The organism is Psychromonas antarctica, assembly GCF_022267535.1.
Taxonomy (GTDB): domain Bacteria; phylum Pseudomonadota; class Gammaproteobacteria; order Enterobacterales; family Psychromonadaceae; genus Psychromonas; species Psychromonas antarctica.
Genome location: NZ_JAHNZV010000001.1, coordinates 101,399 through 118,797 on the forward strand (window position 1 = coordinate 101,399; position 17,399 = coordinate 118,797).

At 39.6% G+C, this 17,399-nt stretch carries 20 protein-coding genes; 9 read left to right on the plus strand and 11 right to left on the minus strand.

Annotation, left to right across the window (positions count from 1 at the left end; genetic code table 11):
• The first annotated feature begins 22 nt into the window (after window positions 1–22).
• Both KSO91_RS00395 and KSO91_RS00400 read left to right on the plus strand, forming a co-directional pair.
• A complete protein-coding gene (locus KSO91_RS00395) occupies window positions 23–2,119 on the plus strand; it encodes a GGDEF domain-containing protein (RefSeq protein WP_238740200.1) in 2,097 nt (698 codons plus the stop codon).
• A gap of 306 nt (window positions 2,120–2,425) precedes the next feature.
• Complete coding sequence (locus KSO91_RS00400) at window positions 2,426–2,794, plus strand: YacL family protein (RefSeq protein WP_238740202.1); 369 nt, start codon at window positions 2,426–2,428, stop codon at window positions 2,792–2,794.
• Window positions 2,795–2,803: 9 nt separating this feature from the next.
• On the opposite strand, the gene mgtE is transcribed toward KSO91_RS00400, so the two are convergent.
• The 9 genes from mgtE to kdsC form a co-directional block, all read right to left on the minus strand.
• On the minus strand, window positions 2,804–4,168 hold the full coding sequence (gene mgtE / locus KSO91_RS00405) for a magnesium transporter (RefSeq protein WP_238740205.1): 1,365 nt from the start codon (window positions 4,166–4,168) through the stop codon (window positions 2,804–2,806).
• 44 nt (window positions 4,169–4,212) lie between these two features.
• Window positions 4,213–4,485 (minus strand): HPr family phosphocarrier protein, encoded by a 273-nt coding sequence (locus KSO91_RS00410; RefSeq protein ID WP_238740206.1) that lies wholly within the window; start codon window positions 4,483–4,485, stop codon window positions 4,213–4,215.
• A 7-nt stretch (window positions 4,486–4,492) separates the two neighbouring features.
• Window positions 4,493–5,335, minus strand: coding sequence for an RNase adapter RapZ (gene rapZ, locus KSO91_RS00415; protein ID WP_238740208.1), 843 nt, complete (start codon window positions 5,333–5,335; stop codon window positions 4,493–4,495).
• A 19-nt stretch (window positions 5,336–5,354) separates the two neighbouring features.
• Window positions 5,355–5,801, minus strand: a complete 447-nt coding sequence (locus KSO91_RS00420) for a PTS sugar transporter subunit IIA (protein WP_238740210.1) — start codon at window positions 5,799–5,801, stop codon at window positions 5,355–5,357.
• A gap of 101 nt (window positions 5,802–5,902) precedes the next feature.
• Window positions 5,903–7,348 (minus strand): RNA polymerase factor sigma-54, encoded by a 1,446-nt coding sequence (locus KSO91_RS00425; RefSeq protein ID WP_238740212.1) that lies wholly within the window; start codon window positions 7,346–7,348, stop codon window positions 5,903–5,905.
• A 58-nt stretch (window positions 7,349–7,406) separates the two neighbouring features.
• Window positions 7,407–8,132, minus strand: a complete 726-nt coding sequence (gene lptB / locus KSO91_RS00430; protein ID WP_238740214.1) for an LPS export ABC transporter ATP-binding protein — start codon at window positions 8,130–8,132, stop codon at window positions 7,407–7,409.
• 1 nt (window position 8,133) lies between these two features.
• A complete protein-coding gene (gene lptA, locus KSO91_RS00435; protein ID WP_238740217.1) occupies window positions 8,134–8,700 on the minus strand; it encodes a lipopolysaccharide transport periplasmic protein LptA in 567 nt (188 codons plus the stop codon).
• A complete protein-coding gene (lptC, locus tag KSO91_RS00440; RefSeq protein WP_238740219.1) occupies window positions 8,687–9,250 on the minus strand; it encodes an LPS export ABC transporter periplasmic protein LptC in 564 nt (187 codons plus the stop codon). Before lptC ends, lptA begins: the two co-directional genes overlap by 14 nt.
• A complete protein-coding gene (gene kdsC, locus KSO91_RS00445) occupies window positions 9,251–9,799 on the minus strand; it encodes a 3-deoxy-manno-octulosonate-8-phosphatase KdsC (protein ID WP_238740221.1) in 549 nt (182 codons plus the stop codon). It lies immediately after the preceding gene.
• Window positions 9,800–10,102: 303 nt separating this feature from the next.
• Here kdsC and KSO91_RS00450 point away from each other — a divergent pair, with 303 nt between their 5' ends.
• The 7 genes from KSO91_RS00450 to murA all read left to right on the plus strand — a co-directional run bounded on the left by KSO91_RS00450 (window position 10,103) and on the right by murA (window position 14,653).
• Window positions 10,103–10,912 (plus strand): ATP-binding cassette domain-containing protein, encoded by an 810-nt coding sequence (locus KSO91_RS00450; RefSeq protein ID WP_238740223.1) that lies wholly within the window; start codon window positions 10,103–10,105, stop codon window positions 10,910–10,912.
• Window positions 10,909–11,688 carry a lipid asymmetry maintenance ABC transporter permease subunit MlaE gene (gene mlaE, locus KSO91_RS00455; protein WP_238740225.1) on the plus strand — a complete coding sequence of 260 codons (780 nt, stop codon included), beginning with the start codon at window positions 10,909–10,911 and terminating at the stop codon, window positions 11,686–11,688. The genes KSO91_RS00450 and mlaE overlap by 4 nt, the downstream gene beginning before the upstream one ends.
• Before the next feature lie 80 nt (window positions 11,689–11,768).
• A complete protein-coding gene (gene mlaD / locus KSO91_RS00460; protein ID WP_238740227.1) occupies window positions 11,769–12,236 on the plus strand; it encodes an outer membrane lipid asymmetry maintenance protein MlaD in 468 nt (155 codons plus the stop codon).
• 2 nt (window positions 12,237–12,238) lie between these two features.
• Window positions 12,239–12,853: an MlaC/ttg2D family ABC transporter substrate-binding protein gene (locus KSO91_RS00465; RefSeq protein ID WP_238740229.1), complete on the plus strand. Its 615-nt coding sequence runs from the start codon at window positions 12,239–12,241 to the stop codon at window positions 12,851–12,853.
• Complete coding sequence (locus tag KSO91_RS00470) at window positions 12,850–13,116, plus strand: hypothetical protein (RefSeq protein ID WP_238740231.1); 267 nt, start codon at window positions 12,850–12,852, stop codon at window positions 13,114–13,116. Before KSO91_RS00465 ends, KSO91_RS00470 begins: the two co-directional genes overlap by 4 nt.
• 8 nt (window positions 13,117–13,124) lie before the next feature.
• A complete protein-coding gene (locus KSO91_RS00475) occupies window positions 13,125–13,373 on the plus strand; it encodes a BolA family protein (RefSeq protein WP_238740233.1) in 249 nt (82 codons plus the stop codon).
• A 20-nt stretch (window positions 13,374–13,393) separates the two neighbouring features.
• On the plus strand, window positions 13,394–14,653 hold the full coding sequence (gene murA, locus KSO91_RS00480; RefSeq protein WP_238740235.1) for a UDP-N-acetylglucosamine 1-carboxyvinyltransferase: 1,260 nt from the start codon (window positions 13,394–13,396) through the stop codon (window positions 14,651–14,653).
• A gap of 47 nt (window positions 14,654–14,700) precedes the next feature.
• Here the strand turns inward: murA and degS are convergent, their stop codons facing one another.
• Both degS and pykF read right to left on the minus strand, forming a co-directional pair.
• Window positions 14,701–15,783: an outer membrane-stress sensor serine endopeptidase DegS gene (degS, locus tag KSO91_RS00485; RefSeq protein WP_238740237.1), complete on the minus strand. Its 1,083-nt coding sequence runs from the start codon at window positions 15,781–15,783 to the stop codon at window positions 14,701–14,703.
• Between the two features lie 189 nt (window positions 15,784–15,972).
• On the minus strand, window positions 15,973–17,382 hold the full coding sequence (gene pykF, locus KSO91_RS00490) for a pyruvate kinase PykF (RefSeq protein WP_238740239.1): 1,410 nt from the start codon (window positions 17,380–17,382) through the stop codon (window positions 15,973–15,975).
• Window positions 17,383–17,399: the final 17 nt, after the last annotated feature.

Consider the following 17,399-nt stretch of genomic DNA (forward strand, 5'->3'; position numbering starts at 1 on the left):
CATTAATACGGGGGAGATTGCTTTGCGTTTACGAACTTTAAGCTTTATTTTATTAACAACTATTGCTCTAGTTCCAAGTTTGATACTTTCATTGGTTATTTATCAAAAAGTATATCAGCTAGTTGAAATGGCGGTTGAGCAAAAATTAGAAAGAGTTGCTAAACAGATAAATAGCGATGTTTTACACCAAGTTGAGTTGCTAACAACGGGCCTTAATCTGTTATCTGAGCAAAAGCTGATGCGTTTAGGTATTGATAATTTGCTCTATTCTGAGCAGATATTGAGTATCTTAAATAATTTTGGGGAAAATAACCCATTGATCGAATCGCTTTACCTGATCTCTAATGACGGCTTTGTTGTGGAGTCTTACGCTGGTAATATTTTAGCCTTAGAAGCGTCGCCATTGATTAAGCTGGAACCCGATAACCGCTCCTTGTACTACTCAAATAAACAGGCGTTGCAAACGTTTGTGGCTAATCCTTGGATTAAATATTTCGAAAATCCTGATTTACTTAAAAATGATGCTCACGGTATTGCTTTTGTGGTTCCAATTGCTTCTGCCGTAAAGTTGAGTGCTGTTGAGGTACATGGCTACCTGTTGGCGATTATGCCGGTCTCTAAAATGGTTGCATTAGCCGCGAAAGTAAAAACAGATCAGGAAAGAGTTAATTTTTCAGTGCAAGGCAAAGTGATTGCCGGCGATCTGATGAGTAGTGATGATGATGCTGTTATTAAAAGTAGCCGAATCGGCTTTAGCAGTAGTAAATATAGAAATATATTATGGTTAGATTTGAATGTTGCGCAATCAAGAAAAGCAATAATAACAAGCATCCATAACGCAATGTCACCAGTACTCTCCACGGGGGCATTTATCTTAGTGGTTTTAATCTTGGTTGCGATTGTTATTGCGCATCTTTTTTCTAATGCTTTTAATCAATTAAATAGGCTCCTGCGCCGCTTTGAGCTTGGTGCAATAATCTCTTCTAAGCCCTTTTTTATATTGGAATTCAAGAATGTAAATAGCCTGTTACGTCGTTTGCAAAAAACGATTAACCAGCAGATGCGTGTATTAGAGGATAAAAATGGCGAGTTGCTTCGTGTCAATCTACTCCGAGAAAAATATTTGGCAGAAGTGAGAGACCTTAATGCTGGGCTTGAGCAGCAGGTGCAGTTACGTACGAGTGAATTGGCAAATACTTTGAGTAAGGTTGAACACAGCCATTTTGTTTTTGAGCAATTAATCTTATTCCGCAGGCTGCTCGAGTCTTGCGCTGGTAACAGAGCGGTTGCTGAAACGATATTTAATAGCATTGACGTCTGCTTACCTGGGGGTTCGATGGCCGTGTTTCTTCCTAAGCAACTTAAGCACCGAAGTATCTCAAATTGTTATAATATGCAACAGATAGACTTTTCAGCCGTGAATGAACAACTTATTTCTTGTAAAAATAAGGCTATCGAGGATAAAAAAATAATTATCGACGGAAAGCCTGCATATGTGACCTGTTTTAGTGTGGGAATTGATCAATCTGGTTGGCTGATGATAAAAAACCAAGCTGATGAATCAGAAAATAACAGTTGGCTAATGCTTTTTATCACCGAGCTCCGCAGTTATTTTATGATGCGCACATTAAATGAAGATCTCGATATGTTAGCGAATACTGATTCCTTAACTGAGTTGAAAAACCGTAAAGCTTTTGATTACTTATTGGCTAAGTTGGAAACCCAATCAGGTTCAAATGTTGCCTTATATATTATTGACATTAATGGTTTGAAAGCTGTAAATGACGAGCAAGGCCATGAACAGGGGGACATCTTAATCAAAGAGGCTGCTAGCGTATTAAATAGATGTGCGCAAGACATTAGCCAGCAGGTTTTCCGCATTGGTGGTGATGAATTTGCAATAATCGTCACTGAAGATAAGTTTGCTTTTATAGATAAACTGACCGATAACTTAACCCAGCAGCAGCTTGCGGCTCAGCGCAACGAGGCGAAAGTAAGCTTCTCATTTGGTTATGCGTCAACTGCAGAATGCGCTTTTTCTATGCTTTATAAATCGGCTGACAGTAAAATGTATATAGATAAAGGAAATCATTACCGAAGAAGGAAGGGGGATCGGTAAAATCTAGAAAGCGCAAATAGCTGGTTTTCTCTTCTTCACCGAAGAGCATGGCTAAGCGGAGAACGCTGCAAACTTCGCTCTTGCTTCACTACCTTCTTTAACGAGGGAAAAACTAAGTCGCATGCTAGCAATTCACCACACAGAATTTTTGGAACTAGTTGCACAGTATCAATTTGCTTAGCTCGAGCCAAGGTTACATGTATTTATTGCCATGAGGCCTCAAGGTGATTTTGCATCTTTAATGATAACGGGTATATACTAAACCTTAATTTGAGCTGTTAATTTTATTACTTATTTTGAGCAACTATGGAATTTGAATTTAGAAAAGATTTTATTAGCGACCAAGCAACGGCTAAGCTATCGATGGGGCATGAGGCATTTGCGACCTGGTTGGAACAAGAGGGGCAGTCTGTCGCATCCATAGAGGCCTTGCTTGACACCATTGGGTTACTGCAACAACGGAGCATTATGGAACGTCGATTGGTCGGCAGTGAGTTTTCACTGTTAATTAATCAGGAGGAAGCGCAGGTGATGAACCACAGCTTGCTCAATAATCAGGATGACATCGATTTGCAAGGTGATTTACAGTTTTATGACTTAGAGATTCAAGCATCTTGCGGATTAGAAGATTTTTTGAATCTCATTGAGTCTTGGTTAGCCTTTATACAAAGTTAATTTTGCGCGCTACTCTAAGCGTAATACGAGTGTTGCCATCCCCAAGAAAGAAAATAAACCAATGACATCAGTGACGGTGGTTAATGCCATACCACCGGCCAGCGCGGGATCTATTTTATATTTATGCATAATTAGCGGGATGGTAACACCCGCTATCCCTGCTGCAGAGAGATTGATAAACATCGCCCCAGCGATAATGTAACCAACAGTTATATCACCCTTCCATAGGGTAACAGCGGTTGCCACCAACAGTGCCCAAACTAAACCGTTCAATACACCGATGGCAGCTTCTTTGCCGATTAACCATTTCGTATTACTGCTGCCTATGTGGCCAACCGCAAGGCCTCGAATAACCAGCGCGAGTGTTTGATTGCCTGCAATGCCGCCCATGCTTGGTACGATGGTCATGAGCACCGCCAATGTCGCCATTTGATCTAATGTGGCCTCAAACATATTAGTCACAGATGCGGCAATAAATGCCGCAATTAAATTTATTGACAGCCAAACAGTACGGCGTTTGGCACTCGGTAGGATAGGGGCAAAAGTATCTTCATCATCATCCATACCTGCCATACCCATCATCGAGTGTTCGGCATTTTCACGTATAATATCAACCGCATCATCAATGGTTATCCGCCCTAGTAGATGGTTGTTTTCATCAACGACAGGCGCAGAGATCCAATCATGGCGTTCAAATAATTTGGCTATTTCACCTTCGTCCATTTCAGCGCGTAGGGTTTCTGTCCTATTATTCATTACCTGCTCAATGGACAGTGATGGATCAACCGTTAGCAGTGTTGCAAGGGGAACATCACCAATTAATTGATCATTTTCATTGAGCACATACAGGGTATCGGTTGCTTCTGGTAACTCACCTTTTAAACGTAAGTAACGCAGTACAACATCGATAGAGACATCTGGGCGTAGGGTGATGGTGTCGGTATTCATCATCGAGCCAGCGGTGTTTTCGGGATAAGCGAGTGCTTGCTCTACACGATGTCTATCTTGCTCATCCATTTGTTGTAGCGCGGCTTGATAAAGACTATCTGGAATACCACGTAAAATATAGGCAAGATCATCGGTATCCATTCCTTCTGTAGCGGCGACTAAATTTGCTGCCCCCATTAAGTTGATGATGCCATCTTTTGCATCTTCATTTAGTTCTTCAAGAATTTCTCCTTGCTGATCGTGATCGGTTAAATTCCATAGGACTTTACGATTAGCAGGGGGGGATGATTCCAGCAGCAGGGCAACATCACAAGCAGGCATTTTTTCAAGAATACTACGAGCACGAACAAACAGTCCACTTGATAGGGCTTTATTGACTTCTTGGAGGCGTTGCTGGGCATTTTGCAGATCGGTATTTTCCAGCATAGGGTGACTCCCTTGGTTCTATTTTAATAGTGCTATTTTAAAAGTTACTCTTCAAAGAATTTATCTTCTATCAGTTTAGTGACGGCAGACATCGCTTTCTGAGCCTCATTACCCTTTGCTAGTATTTCAATTTCTTGGCCAAAACAGGTTTCTAAAACCAGCAAACCGAGCACACTATCGGCATCTGCTTGTTTATTTTGGTGACGTATTGTAATCGTTGCATCAAAAGAGTTTACCAATTCAACAAGCTTAATCGTTGCACGTGTATGCAACCCTAATTTGTTCTGTATTGTAATTGTTTGTTTGATGATATCCATCTGTTTGTTACCTTTTTAAACACTTATGTTCAATCTGCACTTGGTATTTAGCCTTAAAGCGTGCTGCTAGCTGTTCTGTGACATAAACCGAGCGGTGTTTACCTCCAGTACAACCAATTGCAATAGTAACATAGTTGCGGTTATTGGTTTCAAGGTGAGGTAACCAAGACTGGAAAAGGTATTCAATTTGGCTAATTGTCTGCTTCACTAAGTGGTGTGAATCGAGGTACTCTTTTACTGGCTGATCTAAACCTGTATAGGGCTGTAGCTCTGCCACCCAATGTGGATTAGGTAAAAAGCGCACATCGAAAATATAATCAGCATCCTCTGGATGTGCATATTTAAACCCAAAAGATTGAAATATAATCAGTAAGTTGCTTTTTGTTGACCCTTGTAGATGTATTTTTAAACGTTCATTTAAGTTATGAATTGAAAGTGTTGTTGTGTCTATGGTTAGCGCTGCACAGTCACGGATTGGTTGCAGTAGTTCATTTTCAAGTTCAAGCGCTTGAGATAAAGATAATTTCTGTTTGGAGAGGGGGTGAAGTCGTCTTGTTTCGCTATAGCGGCGGATTAATTCGCTGCTAATTGCATCCAGATAAATGATTTCAATCTCAACTTTACGCTTTATGTCACTCAGCAGTTGCTCAATATCAGCAGATTTGGTCGGTAGATTACGGATATCTAAACTGATTGCTACTTTATTATGCTTAGCATCAACGGTATCTATCAGTTCTTCAAGTAGCTGGAAAGGGACACCATCAATGCAGTTATAACCTAAATCTTCAAGCACGTGCAGCGCGATTGTTTTTCCCGATCCAGAGCGTCCACTAATGATGATTAATTTCATTGCAATTCCAATTGATGTTCTATTCAGCCTGTAATAACTTAAAAAGAGCGAGATCACTTTCCGCGTTTCTTAATTGACGTAAAAAAGGTTTATCTAATAGTTTTTTACTGATCTCCGACAGCGCGACAAGATATTGCTGACAAAGGTCTTCAGGCACAAAAATAGCGAATAATAGATCTACTTTGTTACCATCATATGAATCGTAATCAATCGCAGTCTCACATTGAATAAAAACAGCGGTAGCGGGTAAGCTACTATCAATTTTTACATGCGGGATAGCAATACCTGCACCTACCCCTGTAGAGCCTATTTTTTCACGTGCGATTAAATTAGTAAATAAAATCTGAGGATCAATATTTAATTTTTCACCTGCAATATGGCTTATTTTTTCTAATGCGCCTTTTTTACTGGTGCAATTAACTTTGCTAAAAACAGAGTCTTGAGTTAATAAAGTCGATATTTTCATATTTTATTCTATTTAAGTCAGTGTAAAAGAATCGCGCGAGTGTAGCAGTTTGCTCGTGAATAACTATCAAGAAATCACTATTTCTTAATGTTAATCAAATATTAAAGCAACTGTTTACGTTGATTTGATGGTGGGATACCTAATGACTCGCGGTATTTGGCAATAGTTCGGCGCGCAACTTGAATCCCTTGCTCCTCAAGTAATAGGGTTATCTTATTGTCACTTAAGGGTTTTGTCGCCACCTCTGCATTGACGAGTTTTTTAATCAAGGCTCGAATTGCTGTCGATGAGCATTCGCCACCACTCTCTGTAGCAACATGGCTGGAAAAGAAAAATTTAAGTTCATAAATACCCCGGGGGGTATGCATAAATTTTTGTGTGGTGACCCGAGAAATAGTGGATTCATGCATTTCCACTTCAAATGCAACATCATTTAAAACCATCGGTTTCATCGCTTCATCACCATATTCAAAAAAGGCTTGTTGCTGCTGCACGATACAGTTTGATACTTTTAATAAGGTTTCGTTACGGCTCTCCAGGCTTTTAATAAACCACTTTGCTTCTTGCAAATGGCCTTTAATAAATTGTGAATCAGTTTTACTTATTTTACTTTTGCACATATCGGCATAGTGCTGATTAACTGAAAGGTTAGGATCGCAATCGGGATTTAAGGAGACACGCCATTGCCCTGAAATTTTTTTAACGTACACATCGGGTATTATATATTGTGCTTGGCTATCTTCAATTTGGTTGCCTGGGCGAGGTTCCATGCTTTGAATTAGCCGCATCACCTCGGCTAATTGCGTTTCTTTTAGCTTGGTTTTTCGTGCCAATGTGCGGTAATCACGATTACCTAGCAGATCCATATGCAGTTCAAGTACCATTAATGCCTCATTTAACCAAGGCGTCTGTGGAGGCAATTGGCGAAGCTGAATTTGCAGGCACTCTTGTGTTGAACGTGCTGCGATACCAACAGGATCAAAATGTTGAATGCGCTTTAATACAACGAGAATTTCATCTAATTCAAGATCATCGACTTCAGGGGATAGGCTTTCTAAAATAGAGTCACAGCTCGTAGTTAAATAACCCGATTCATCAATTGAGTCGATGATAGCAGTCGCAATCAGTATATCAGTTTCCGAAAAGGGGGTTAGTTGCATTTGCCAAATTAGGTGATCTTGTAGCGTGTTTGAAGATTCGCCTTGGTAAACAGTGTCCTCTCCATCATAACTAGAGCGACCTGAGGATATAGTGGTCGTTGGAGGTGGAGTATAGGACTCTTCCCAGCTGCTTTCATCGGGCAAATTATCGGAAAATTCTTGTTTTGTAATCGCTTCAGAGATATCTATTTGGCTGCTATCCTGCTCTGTGGTAACAGCTTCCATTGTGTTGTCATCACCCTGCTCAAGCAATGGGTTTTCATCGAGTGCATTTTGGATTTCTTGCTGCAATTCAATAGTCGAAAGTTGCAATAACCTAATTGCTTGTTGTAATTGTGGGGTCATTGAAAGTTGCTGACCCATCTTCAACTGTAAGCCTTGTTTCATCAAAACACTTTCTTCCTCATGCTAAGCAATGCCACTATGTTAAGTGGTTAACTATACGCTATAACTTAAATTCTTCACCTAGATAAACTTGTTTTACATGAGCGTTTGCTAATATTTCGTCTTGCGTCCCAATTGCAATAATTTCGCCATGGTTAACTATATAGGAATGCTGACACACATCTAATGTTTCGCGTACATTGTGATCTGTAATTAAGACGCCTAACCCACGATCACGCAGTTGCTGAATAATATTTTTAATATCAATAACAGAGATAGGATCAACGCCTGCAAAAGGTTCATCTAAGAGGATAAACTTAGGCTCGGTTGCAAGTGCGCGCGCAATTTCGACGCGGCGCCGTTCTCCACCGGATAGGCTCATGCCTTTATTATTACGGATGTGAGTAATATGGAACTCTTCAAGTAAAGATTCTAATTTTTCATTACGTTGTGCAGTCGTTAATTCCTTGCGAATTTGCAAAATAGCCATGATATTTTCAGTGACCGTTAAACGGCGAAAGATAGAGGCTTCTTGTGGTAAATAACCGATTCCTTTTTGCGCGCGAATATGCATTGGATGATGAGAAATATCTTCACCGTCAATAACAATCGACCCTTCATCTTGCTTAACTAAACCGACTACCATGTAAAAAGAGGTGGTTTTACCTGCCCCATTAGGCCCCAGTAAACCAACAATTTCGCCTGTCTTAACCGTTAAATTGACACCATTAACGACCGTGCGACCTTTGTAGCTTTTTACTAAATCTTTTGCTATTAATTCAGCCATTTTAATTATTCTTCTTTATTTCGGAGCTATTATTTTGAGTCGTCTCCGTTTTGTCTTTTTCAAATTGAGCTGGTAAAAAAACAGTATTAACTCGTCCGCCTTCATCGTCCCCAGTACTGACAATCAACTCTTTACTGTCTAGAAGGTAAATAATGACAGAACCGTTAATTTGGCTATCAAGCTGCTTGACTTGTGCATTACCTGTTAGTGTTATTTTCCCTTTGCCAATATCATAATTAATATTATCTGCTTGTGCATCAAAAGGTTTGCCATCATCTTGAGTCTGATAAAAGGCGGCAATACGTCCTTCTGTCCCTTCCGCTATCATTATTTCATGATTTGGTAATTTCTGACGAATAACGGTAAGTTTGTCGGCCGTTATTTTAATAGAGCCCTGTGTTAGTAACACATCGCTTAGAAATACCACTGTATTCTTTTTCATTTGTGCGTTCTGGCTGACTGAACTCACGTGAATGGGTTTGTCATAATCAGACTCAAGCGCAACACTTGAAAATGAAAAAAGTAATAAGCTGAATAGTAGTGTTATTTTGGTTTTAGTTTTCTTCATTATGATATACCGCGTTAATTTGATTTTTTACAATTAATTCTTCTGTGATTAGAGAAGCCCACATACCAACCCCTTGTTGTTGCATTTGTGGACCCTGCCAAGTAACCAATTGGTCACTGCTGATCTCTTTTTTATCCAGTAGTATGGTTAGTTTTTCTGTCGACATTGTTTGTACAAGCTGATCTAGACTGAGGTTTTTCACCTGGACCTCATTGGCTAATATTAATCTGTTTTGCTCATAAAGGATCCCCTCTTTACTGCTTATTTGCCACGTTGTCGATCTTTTGGTTTGTCGATCTTCGATATAAATAATCACTTTGGGATTTTCAAAAAGAGTAATACCTTTTTCAGTAAAGTGAGTGGTTTTGTCGGCAAACAACTCATGTCCAATGGCACCCATCTCATCAAAATGGGTACTGCTCACGTTATAAGCTATATAATTTGGCTGCTGTTTTTCTAATTCAGGTAAAACCACTGCTGGTTTAAAATATAACCACAGCAAAAAAGCGCATAGTAATAAAATAAATGGGATCGTTTGGCGCTTATTCATTTATTCACTTTTACCCTGAGTGTTATTAAGCTGCTGGCGAGATTGTAAAAAAAGATCGCAAATTTCGCGTACTGCACCAAAACCACCTTTCGTGCGAGTGATTAAATCCGCGCTTTGTAAAACCAAAGGATGCGCATCGTTTACTGCTATACCTAAACCACATGCTTCTATAACGGGCAAGTCAACCACATCGTCGCCGATATAGGCGACTTCTTGAGCGTTTAATTTAAGCGCCGCTAACAGAGATTGGTATACGCTTAGTTTATCTTCTTGGCCTTGAAAAATATGAGTAACACCCAACACTTTCATTCTGTTTTCGACAATCTTTGATTGACGGCCCGTGATAATGGCAACATCAAGACCTAGAGTTAAAACGGCTTTAATACCAAAGCCGTCTTTAGTGTGAAACGCTTTTAGTTCTTCGCCTTGGTTTCCTAAATAGATGCGCCCATCTGAAAATACGCCATCTACATCGCAAATGAGTAATTTTATTTTTTCTGCGCGTTGATAGTTTTCTGCGCTAATTTCACCATAAGGTGTTGTGATCATTTTATTTCCTAACAAAATAGGGTGGCGCGAATCTAGAAATGTTAACTGTTTGTAAGGCAAAATAGCAAAATGCAGTCTGTAACGCGAGCTAAGATTGTCAGTTTATCTATTGTCTCGGTTCTCCGTTAAAAAATAAAGAGTTAACCGACTGTAGTGGGTGAATTTTAAGCAATTGGTAGAAAAAAGTGTAAATATTTCACTTTTTGTCAATTTAGTTGGCTGTTCTGTTATTAAAAAATTGTATAAAAAAGGCCATAACTTTACACTGTTGTTCTTATTTGCAATATTAAGAAATTATTATTGATGAAAAAATCAGAACATCTCGTGATCAAAAACCTCAGCTTTGCTAGAAATAATCGATTATTATTTGATAATTTGTCTTTTGAGTTTGAGCGTGGAAAAATAACTGCTATTTTAGGTCCTAGCGGCATCGGTAAAACAACGTTGTTGAAGCTAATTGGTGGACAACTTCCGGCCGATAGTGGCGAGATTGTCTTTAATGGGCTCGTTATTAATAACTGCTCTAATAAGGAATTATACGCTGCGCGTAAAAAAATGGGCATGTTATTCCAAAGCGGCGCACTGTTTAATAACCTATCAGTTTTTGAAAATGTAGCGTTTCCGCTGCGCGAGCACAGCCAACTTGATGAGTCTTTGCTTACCATTTTGGTGTTAATGAAATTAGAGGCGGTGGGGCTGCGCGGCGCTAAGGATTTAAAACCAAATGAACTCTCAGGGGGGATGGCAAGGCGTGTAGCCTTGGCTCGCGCGATCGCATTGGATCCGGAAATGGTATTATATGATGAGCCTTTTACGGGGCAAGATCCTATCTCTATGAATGTGTTACTTAATTTAGTTAAGCAACTTAATCAAACGCTTGGTTTGACTTCTATTATCGTTTCTCATGATGTTAATGAAGTATTATCAATTGCTGACAATGTTTATGTTTTAGCCGATAAAAAGATAATAGCGCAGGGTCCTGCTGATTTACTATTGCAACAAACGGATAATCCATTACTGCAGCAGTTTCTACATGGTCGAAGTGATGGCCCCGTGCCTTTTCATTTTCAAGCTGAAGATTTTACGGTGGACTTACAAAAGGTGAATAAATGATTAGCGCTTACGTGCGTTCTGTTGGGCAATTTAATTTGCGATTGTTGGCCATTATTGGTCGCTGCTGCTTGATGCTTTGGCGTACGATCTGGGGTAAGCCGCATGCTAAGTTGTTATCCCTGATTGCTGAGCAAATTTTTCAGCTAGGTATATTATCCTTGCCTATTATCTTAACCGCAGGTCTGTTTATCGGTATGGTGTTAAGTCTGCAGGGGTATTATGTATTAGTTGATTATGCTGCAGAGGATAGCTTAGGTAGCATGGTTGCACTATCCTTATTACGAGAATTAGGGCCGGTTGTTGCAGCGCTTCTTTTTGCTGGACGTGCTGGCTCGGCCTTAACCGCTGAAATTGGTTTGATGCAAAGCACAGAGCAACTTGCTGGTATGGAAATGATGGCTGTCTCTCCATACAAAAGGGTAATTGCCCCTCGCCTGTTTGCCGGTATTATTACTTTGCCTATGCTTACGTTATTATTCAATGTGATTGCAATTTGGGGTGGGTATATTATTGGCGTCACTTGGAAGGGCGTTGATGGCGGCGCATACTGGTCGGTGATGCAGGGCAGTGTGGAGTATTTGCCAGATGTGTTTAATGGCGTGATTAAAAGTGTCGTTTTTGCCATCTTGATAACTTGGATTGCACTTTATAATGGTTATTATGTGGTTCCGAATGCACAGGGCATCAGTCAATCAACGACACAAACGGTTGTTGTATCATCTTTATTGGTATTGGCAATGGATTTTGTTTTAACTGTTTTAATGTTTGGTGGCTAACTTTTTCAGTCTGTTATGACTGGACTAGTATTGTTTAACCGTCAACTTTATTTTAACTGTTTTTATGTTTGGAATGTAATATGTCACAGAAAAAATTGGAATTATGGGTGGGATTATTTGTTATCGCTGCAATGCTTGCTTTCGCAATATTAGCTTTTAGTGTTTCCGGGCTTTCTTTACGTGGAGAAGGGCGTAGTTATACACTTTATGCCAGTTTTGCAAATGTTGGCGGTTTAAAAGAGAGATCTCCTGTTAAGCTAGGTGGTGTCGTGGTCGGGCGAGTAGAAGAGATTACCTTGGATGTAAAAAACTATACACCCCGTGTCCGTTTGGCGATGTTTGAGAATAAAGGCTTTTATCCCGAGACCTCTTCATTGGCTATTTTAACTTCAGGTCTATTGGGAGAGCAATATATTGGTATTAAACCTGGTTTTATTGATGATGATATCGGCATGTTAGCAGATGGTGACCGTGTTGAAGATACGAAGTCAGCGCTGGTACTTGAAGATCTTATCGGGCAATTTATCTATTCAATCAATAAGGAATAAGTATGCGTACTTTACTTACCGCTATCACGCTGCTATTTGTTAGTTTTACTTTGAACGCGACTATTAATATGAGCGATCCTAATCAAGTTATGCATACTGTTTCAATTAATACCTTTGCGCGTATCAAAGCGGATCAGACTCGCCTACAAAGTGAACCCGATTATATCAAGGTAGTCATGGAGGAAGAGTTGATTCCCTATTTGGATTATAAGTATGCTGCGTATATGGTGATGGGGCGTTATTTAGGAGAAACGTCGGCGGCACAGCGTAATGAATTTGTAGAGGCATTTAAAGCGTATTTAATAAATGCCTATGGACACATATTGCTTGAATATAAACAGCAAGAGATAGATATATTAGATAACAAGGATTTTCAAGATAAGAAAATTATCTCAATTTCGGTTAACATCCACGATCATAATAATAAGTTAACCCAATTAGTGTTTAAGTTGCGTAAAAACTCAAAAACAGAAGAGTGGAAAGTCTTTGATGTGATAGCAGAGGGGATCAGCATGCTCAGTACTAAGCAGTCTGAACTGAATGAAATGATTCATAAAAAAGGGATTGATCACGTTATTAAATTATTAGAACAGAAAAACAGTGAGTTTTCCTCGTGACTAACAGTGTAAATAACGAGACAATAGCATTAACTGGTCGCTTACAGTTGAGTGAATTATCGGCTAAATGTTTTTATGATATCAGTCGTTATTGTAATATTAATACTGTTGATTTACAGCAATTAATAAATATAGACTCGGCTGGTCTCGCCTATTTAGTGCAAATTAAAAGTAATTATTCAGATTTACGTTTTACAGGCGTCTCAAAAAAAACATTAGTCTTATCCCATTTATACGGGGTAAGTTTTATTTTTAAGTCCTAAGGTGCTCAATGAATATTGATATAATCAAAGAAAAATTACAACAAGCATTGGTGCTCGATGAGTGTATCGTGAGAGGGGAAAGTGGCAGTTTCCAAGTAATTGTCGTTGGCGATGTTTTTTGCGGTTTAAGTCGAGTGAAAAAGCAGCAAATTATTTACGCTCCGTTAACCGAAGATATAGCAAGCAATGCCATTCATGCATTGACGATTAAAGCATTAACGCCAGATGAATGGCAAAAGCAAAAACATTTTATTTAGTAAGTGGAAAGGATAGTTAGATGGGTCAGTTTTTAATACAAGGTGGTTGCCAGTTAAAAGGGGAAGTCAGCATTTCCGGCGCCAAAAATGCGGCATTACCAATTCTGTTTGCAACGATATTATCAAAAGGTGATGTTCATTTAACTAATGTTCCCCTACTTAAAGATATATCAACAACACTAGAGCTTTTAAAAGAGTTGGGCGCGCAGGCGTCACAGAAAGGCCATGAGGTGTTTATTAATGCTTCTGGCGTGAAAAATTATACTGCGTCCTATGAGTTGGTACGTAGTATGCGCGCTTCTATTTTAGCATTAGGACCGTTAGTTGCCCGATTTGGTGAAGCTGATATTTCATTGCCTGGAGGATGTGCTATTGGCGCACGCCCGGTAAATTTACATATCAGTGGATTGGAGCAGATGGGAGCAACCATTAAAGTTGAAGACGGCTTTATTAAAGCGCGTGTTGATGGCCGTTTAAAAGGTGCTCATCTTTATATGGATCTCGTTAGTGTGACGGGGACTGGAAACTTGATGATGGCGGCTGCACTTGCTGAAGGTATCACCGTTATCGAAAATGCAGCTAAAGAACCTGAAATTGTTGACTTAGCGAATTTCATTAATGGTATGGGCGGTAAAATATCAGGAGCCGGTAAAGATACTATCACTATTGAAGGCGTTGAATCTTTAGGTGATTGTAGCTATCAAGTGCAACCTGATCGTATAGAAACGGGAACATTTTTGGTAGCGGGCGTGGTTAGTGGTGGTAAGGTTAAGTGCCTTAATACAGATCCTAATTTATTATCCGCAGTACTGATGAAACTTGAAGAGGCTGGCGCATTAGTGACCACGGGTAAAGATTGGATTGAAGTGGATATGATTGGCCGACAATTAAAGTCAGTCAATATTACTACTGCACCCTTTCCTGCTTTCCCAACAGATATGCAGGCTCAATTTACGGTTTTAAATACCGTAGCACCCGGAACTGGACGCATTAAAGAGAATATCTTTGAAAACCGCTTTATGCATGTTCCTGAACTACAGCGTATGGGCGCAAATATTGAGCTGGAAGGTAATCTAGCAATTTGTGGTGACCATGATAAATTAACCGGAGCCAAAGTGATGGCGACCGATTTGCGTGCTTCGGCCAGCCTAGTCATTGCTGGACTCATTGCAGAAGGGGAGACAATTGTTGATGAGATTTACCATATTGACCGTGGTTATGAGGCGATTGAAGATAAATTAATCCCACTTGGTGCAACTATGAAACGTATCGAAGATTAGTGATATTCCAGAGAGGAGGAGCTTAACGCCTCTCCTTTCGCTGCTTTTTAATTTTCAGGCATAGTTTGTATATTACTTAACTCCCCGATCTCCACTTCCACTTCTATTTTCTTCCCTTTACGTAATAAAGTAAGATTGGCTTTGGTTCCTGGCTTTATTTCTGCCACTTTATCCATTGCCGCAATTAGCGTATCGAATCCAATAGCATCAATTTTCAGCAGAATATCATTCTCTTTAACACCAGCAAGTGCAGCAGGGCCGCCTTTATGTACTTTTGTTATCACGATACTATTTTGTGCTTTTAACCCCCAAAGACGGGCAATCAGCGGATCTAAATTTTCAGCAATAATGCCTAATGAACCTCGTATTACGCGACCGTGCATGATAAGGCTTTTCATTATCCGCTGTGAAAGTTGATAGGGAATAGCGAAGCTAATGCCGCTGCTTGAATTTTGGTTGTTACTGTAAAATTCAGAAGTATTAATACCAACTAATTCTCCTCGACTATTAATCAGCGCACCACCAGAGTTACCCTCATTAATGGCGGCATCTGTTTGTAAAAAATCCTGCCGCCCTGAAGAGCTCATTCCGTTTCTACCCGTGGCACTGATAATGCCCTGAGTGACGGTCTGGCCTAAATTGTAGGGATTACCTATGGCAAGTACAATATCGCCTACTTGTGGCTGGTAGTTCGTATTTTGTGGGATAACCGGCAGATTCGCGCCACTAATTTTTAGCACCGCTAAGTCGGTGACGATATCACTACCGACAACAGATGCAGTAAAAAAGCGTCCATCTTGTAGGGCAATCAAAATTTGGTCGGCGCTGGATATAACGTGAAAATTGGTTAGCACATAACCTTTACTGTCAATAATAATACCAGAGCCCAATCCGGTCGGTTGTAAGTGTTGCTTATTATCAATACTCGAATCGATGTATTGCTGAGAGTAAATGTTTACTACTGCCGGGGAAGCTTTTTTGACCGCTATACTGTAGCTGGATACGTTATCATCGCCGGATAAATGCGTTAAATTGACACCTAATTTAGAACCATAAATAATGAACAATGCAATGATTAGGCCCCAAAAAATAGGTTTAAAGAAATATAAAAAGGAGGTTTTAAAATTCATATTCTTAGATGCCATTGAAAAGAAGAGTGGGGATTATATACAAAATAGTGTGCGGGAGGGGATTTTATTTGTGTGGAAAAATGCATCAAAAAAAGCACCGTATATAACGGTGCTTTATTGTTCACAAATTGACTAATGTTACTGCGTCTAAATCGAGCAGTTAATTACTGAAATTAGCATTATTAGCTATTAAACAATAACATGTACAGAAGAAGTATTTGTAGTACCTGAATCAACAAGCGCACCAGAAACCATTACTACACGATCACCGGCAACAACCAAGCCAAGTTCTTTAGCCATGTCCATACCAAGTTGATAGAAAGCTTCCATTGTATCTTGCTTTGCAATTACCTTCGCTGAAACACCTTTGGTTAATGAAAGCTGTTGTGCCGTTTTTTGATTGCTTGTTAACGCAAGGATTTTTGCTGTTGGGAAGTATTTACGTAAAGAACGTGCAGACTTTCCGCCATCAGTTGCAACAATGATAAGTTTTGCAGCAAGTTGCTCAGCATTTTTAACCGCGCCACTACAGATCGCTTCTGTGATTTGTAGATTTGTTTGCTTAATATCAGCTTTTGCAGGCATAACGGTATCAGTACGCTCACAGATAGTTGCCATAATTGCAACTGCTTCTGCAGGGTATTTACCTTTAGCACTTTCACCTGAAAGCATTACCGCATCAGTACCGTCTAAGATAGCATTGGCAACGTCACCCGCTTCTGCGCGTGTTGGACGAGGGTTTTTGATCATTGAATCAAGCATTTGTGTTGCGGTAATAACTGGTTTACGCGCAGCATTAGCTTTTTGAATCATCATTTTTTGTGCAAAAATAACTTCTTCAACAGCAATTTCTACACCTAAGTCACCACGTGCAACCATGATTGCATCAGAAACCGCTAGAATCTCATCAAAATTATCAACACCTTCTTGATTTTCAATTTTAGAGATGATTTGAATCTTTTCGCCGCCGTTCGCTTTTAATAGTTCACGGATTTCTAAAACGTCTTCTTTCTTACGGATAAATGAAGCCGCAATAAAGTCTACGTTTTGTTCGCAGCCGAATATTAAATCGCCTTTATCTTTAGTAGAAAGCGCTGGGAGTTGCACTTTCACACCAGGAAGATTAACACCTTTGTTTTCGCCTAACTCACCAGTATTCATCACTTCACAGATAACATCTACATCAGTAATGCGTTTTACCGTCATTTCGATTAAACCGTCATCCAATAAAACTGTGTTACCTACAACAAGATCTTTGGTTAAGTTTTCGTAAGTTACAGCAACGATAGTGTTGTTGCCTACGATTGTTTGATCTGTGCTTAGTGTAAACTCTTGACCAGCCGTTAACATTACGTCATTGCCATTTTCAAGTTTAACCGTGCGGATCTCAGGGCCTTTAGTATCTAGTAATATAGCTACGTTTTTGCCTGTTTCTTGGCAAATTTCACGAATAGTTGTGATTCGACCACCATGCTCATTAAAATCACCATGAGAAAAGTTAAGACGCATTACATTCATGCCGTTATTAACTAATTTTGTTAACATCTCTTTTGATTCTGATTTTGGACCAATCGTACAAACTATTTTTGTTTTTCTCACCGTTATTCTCCAAATGT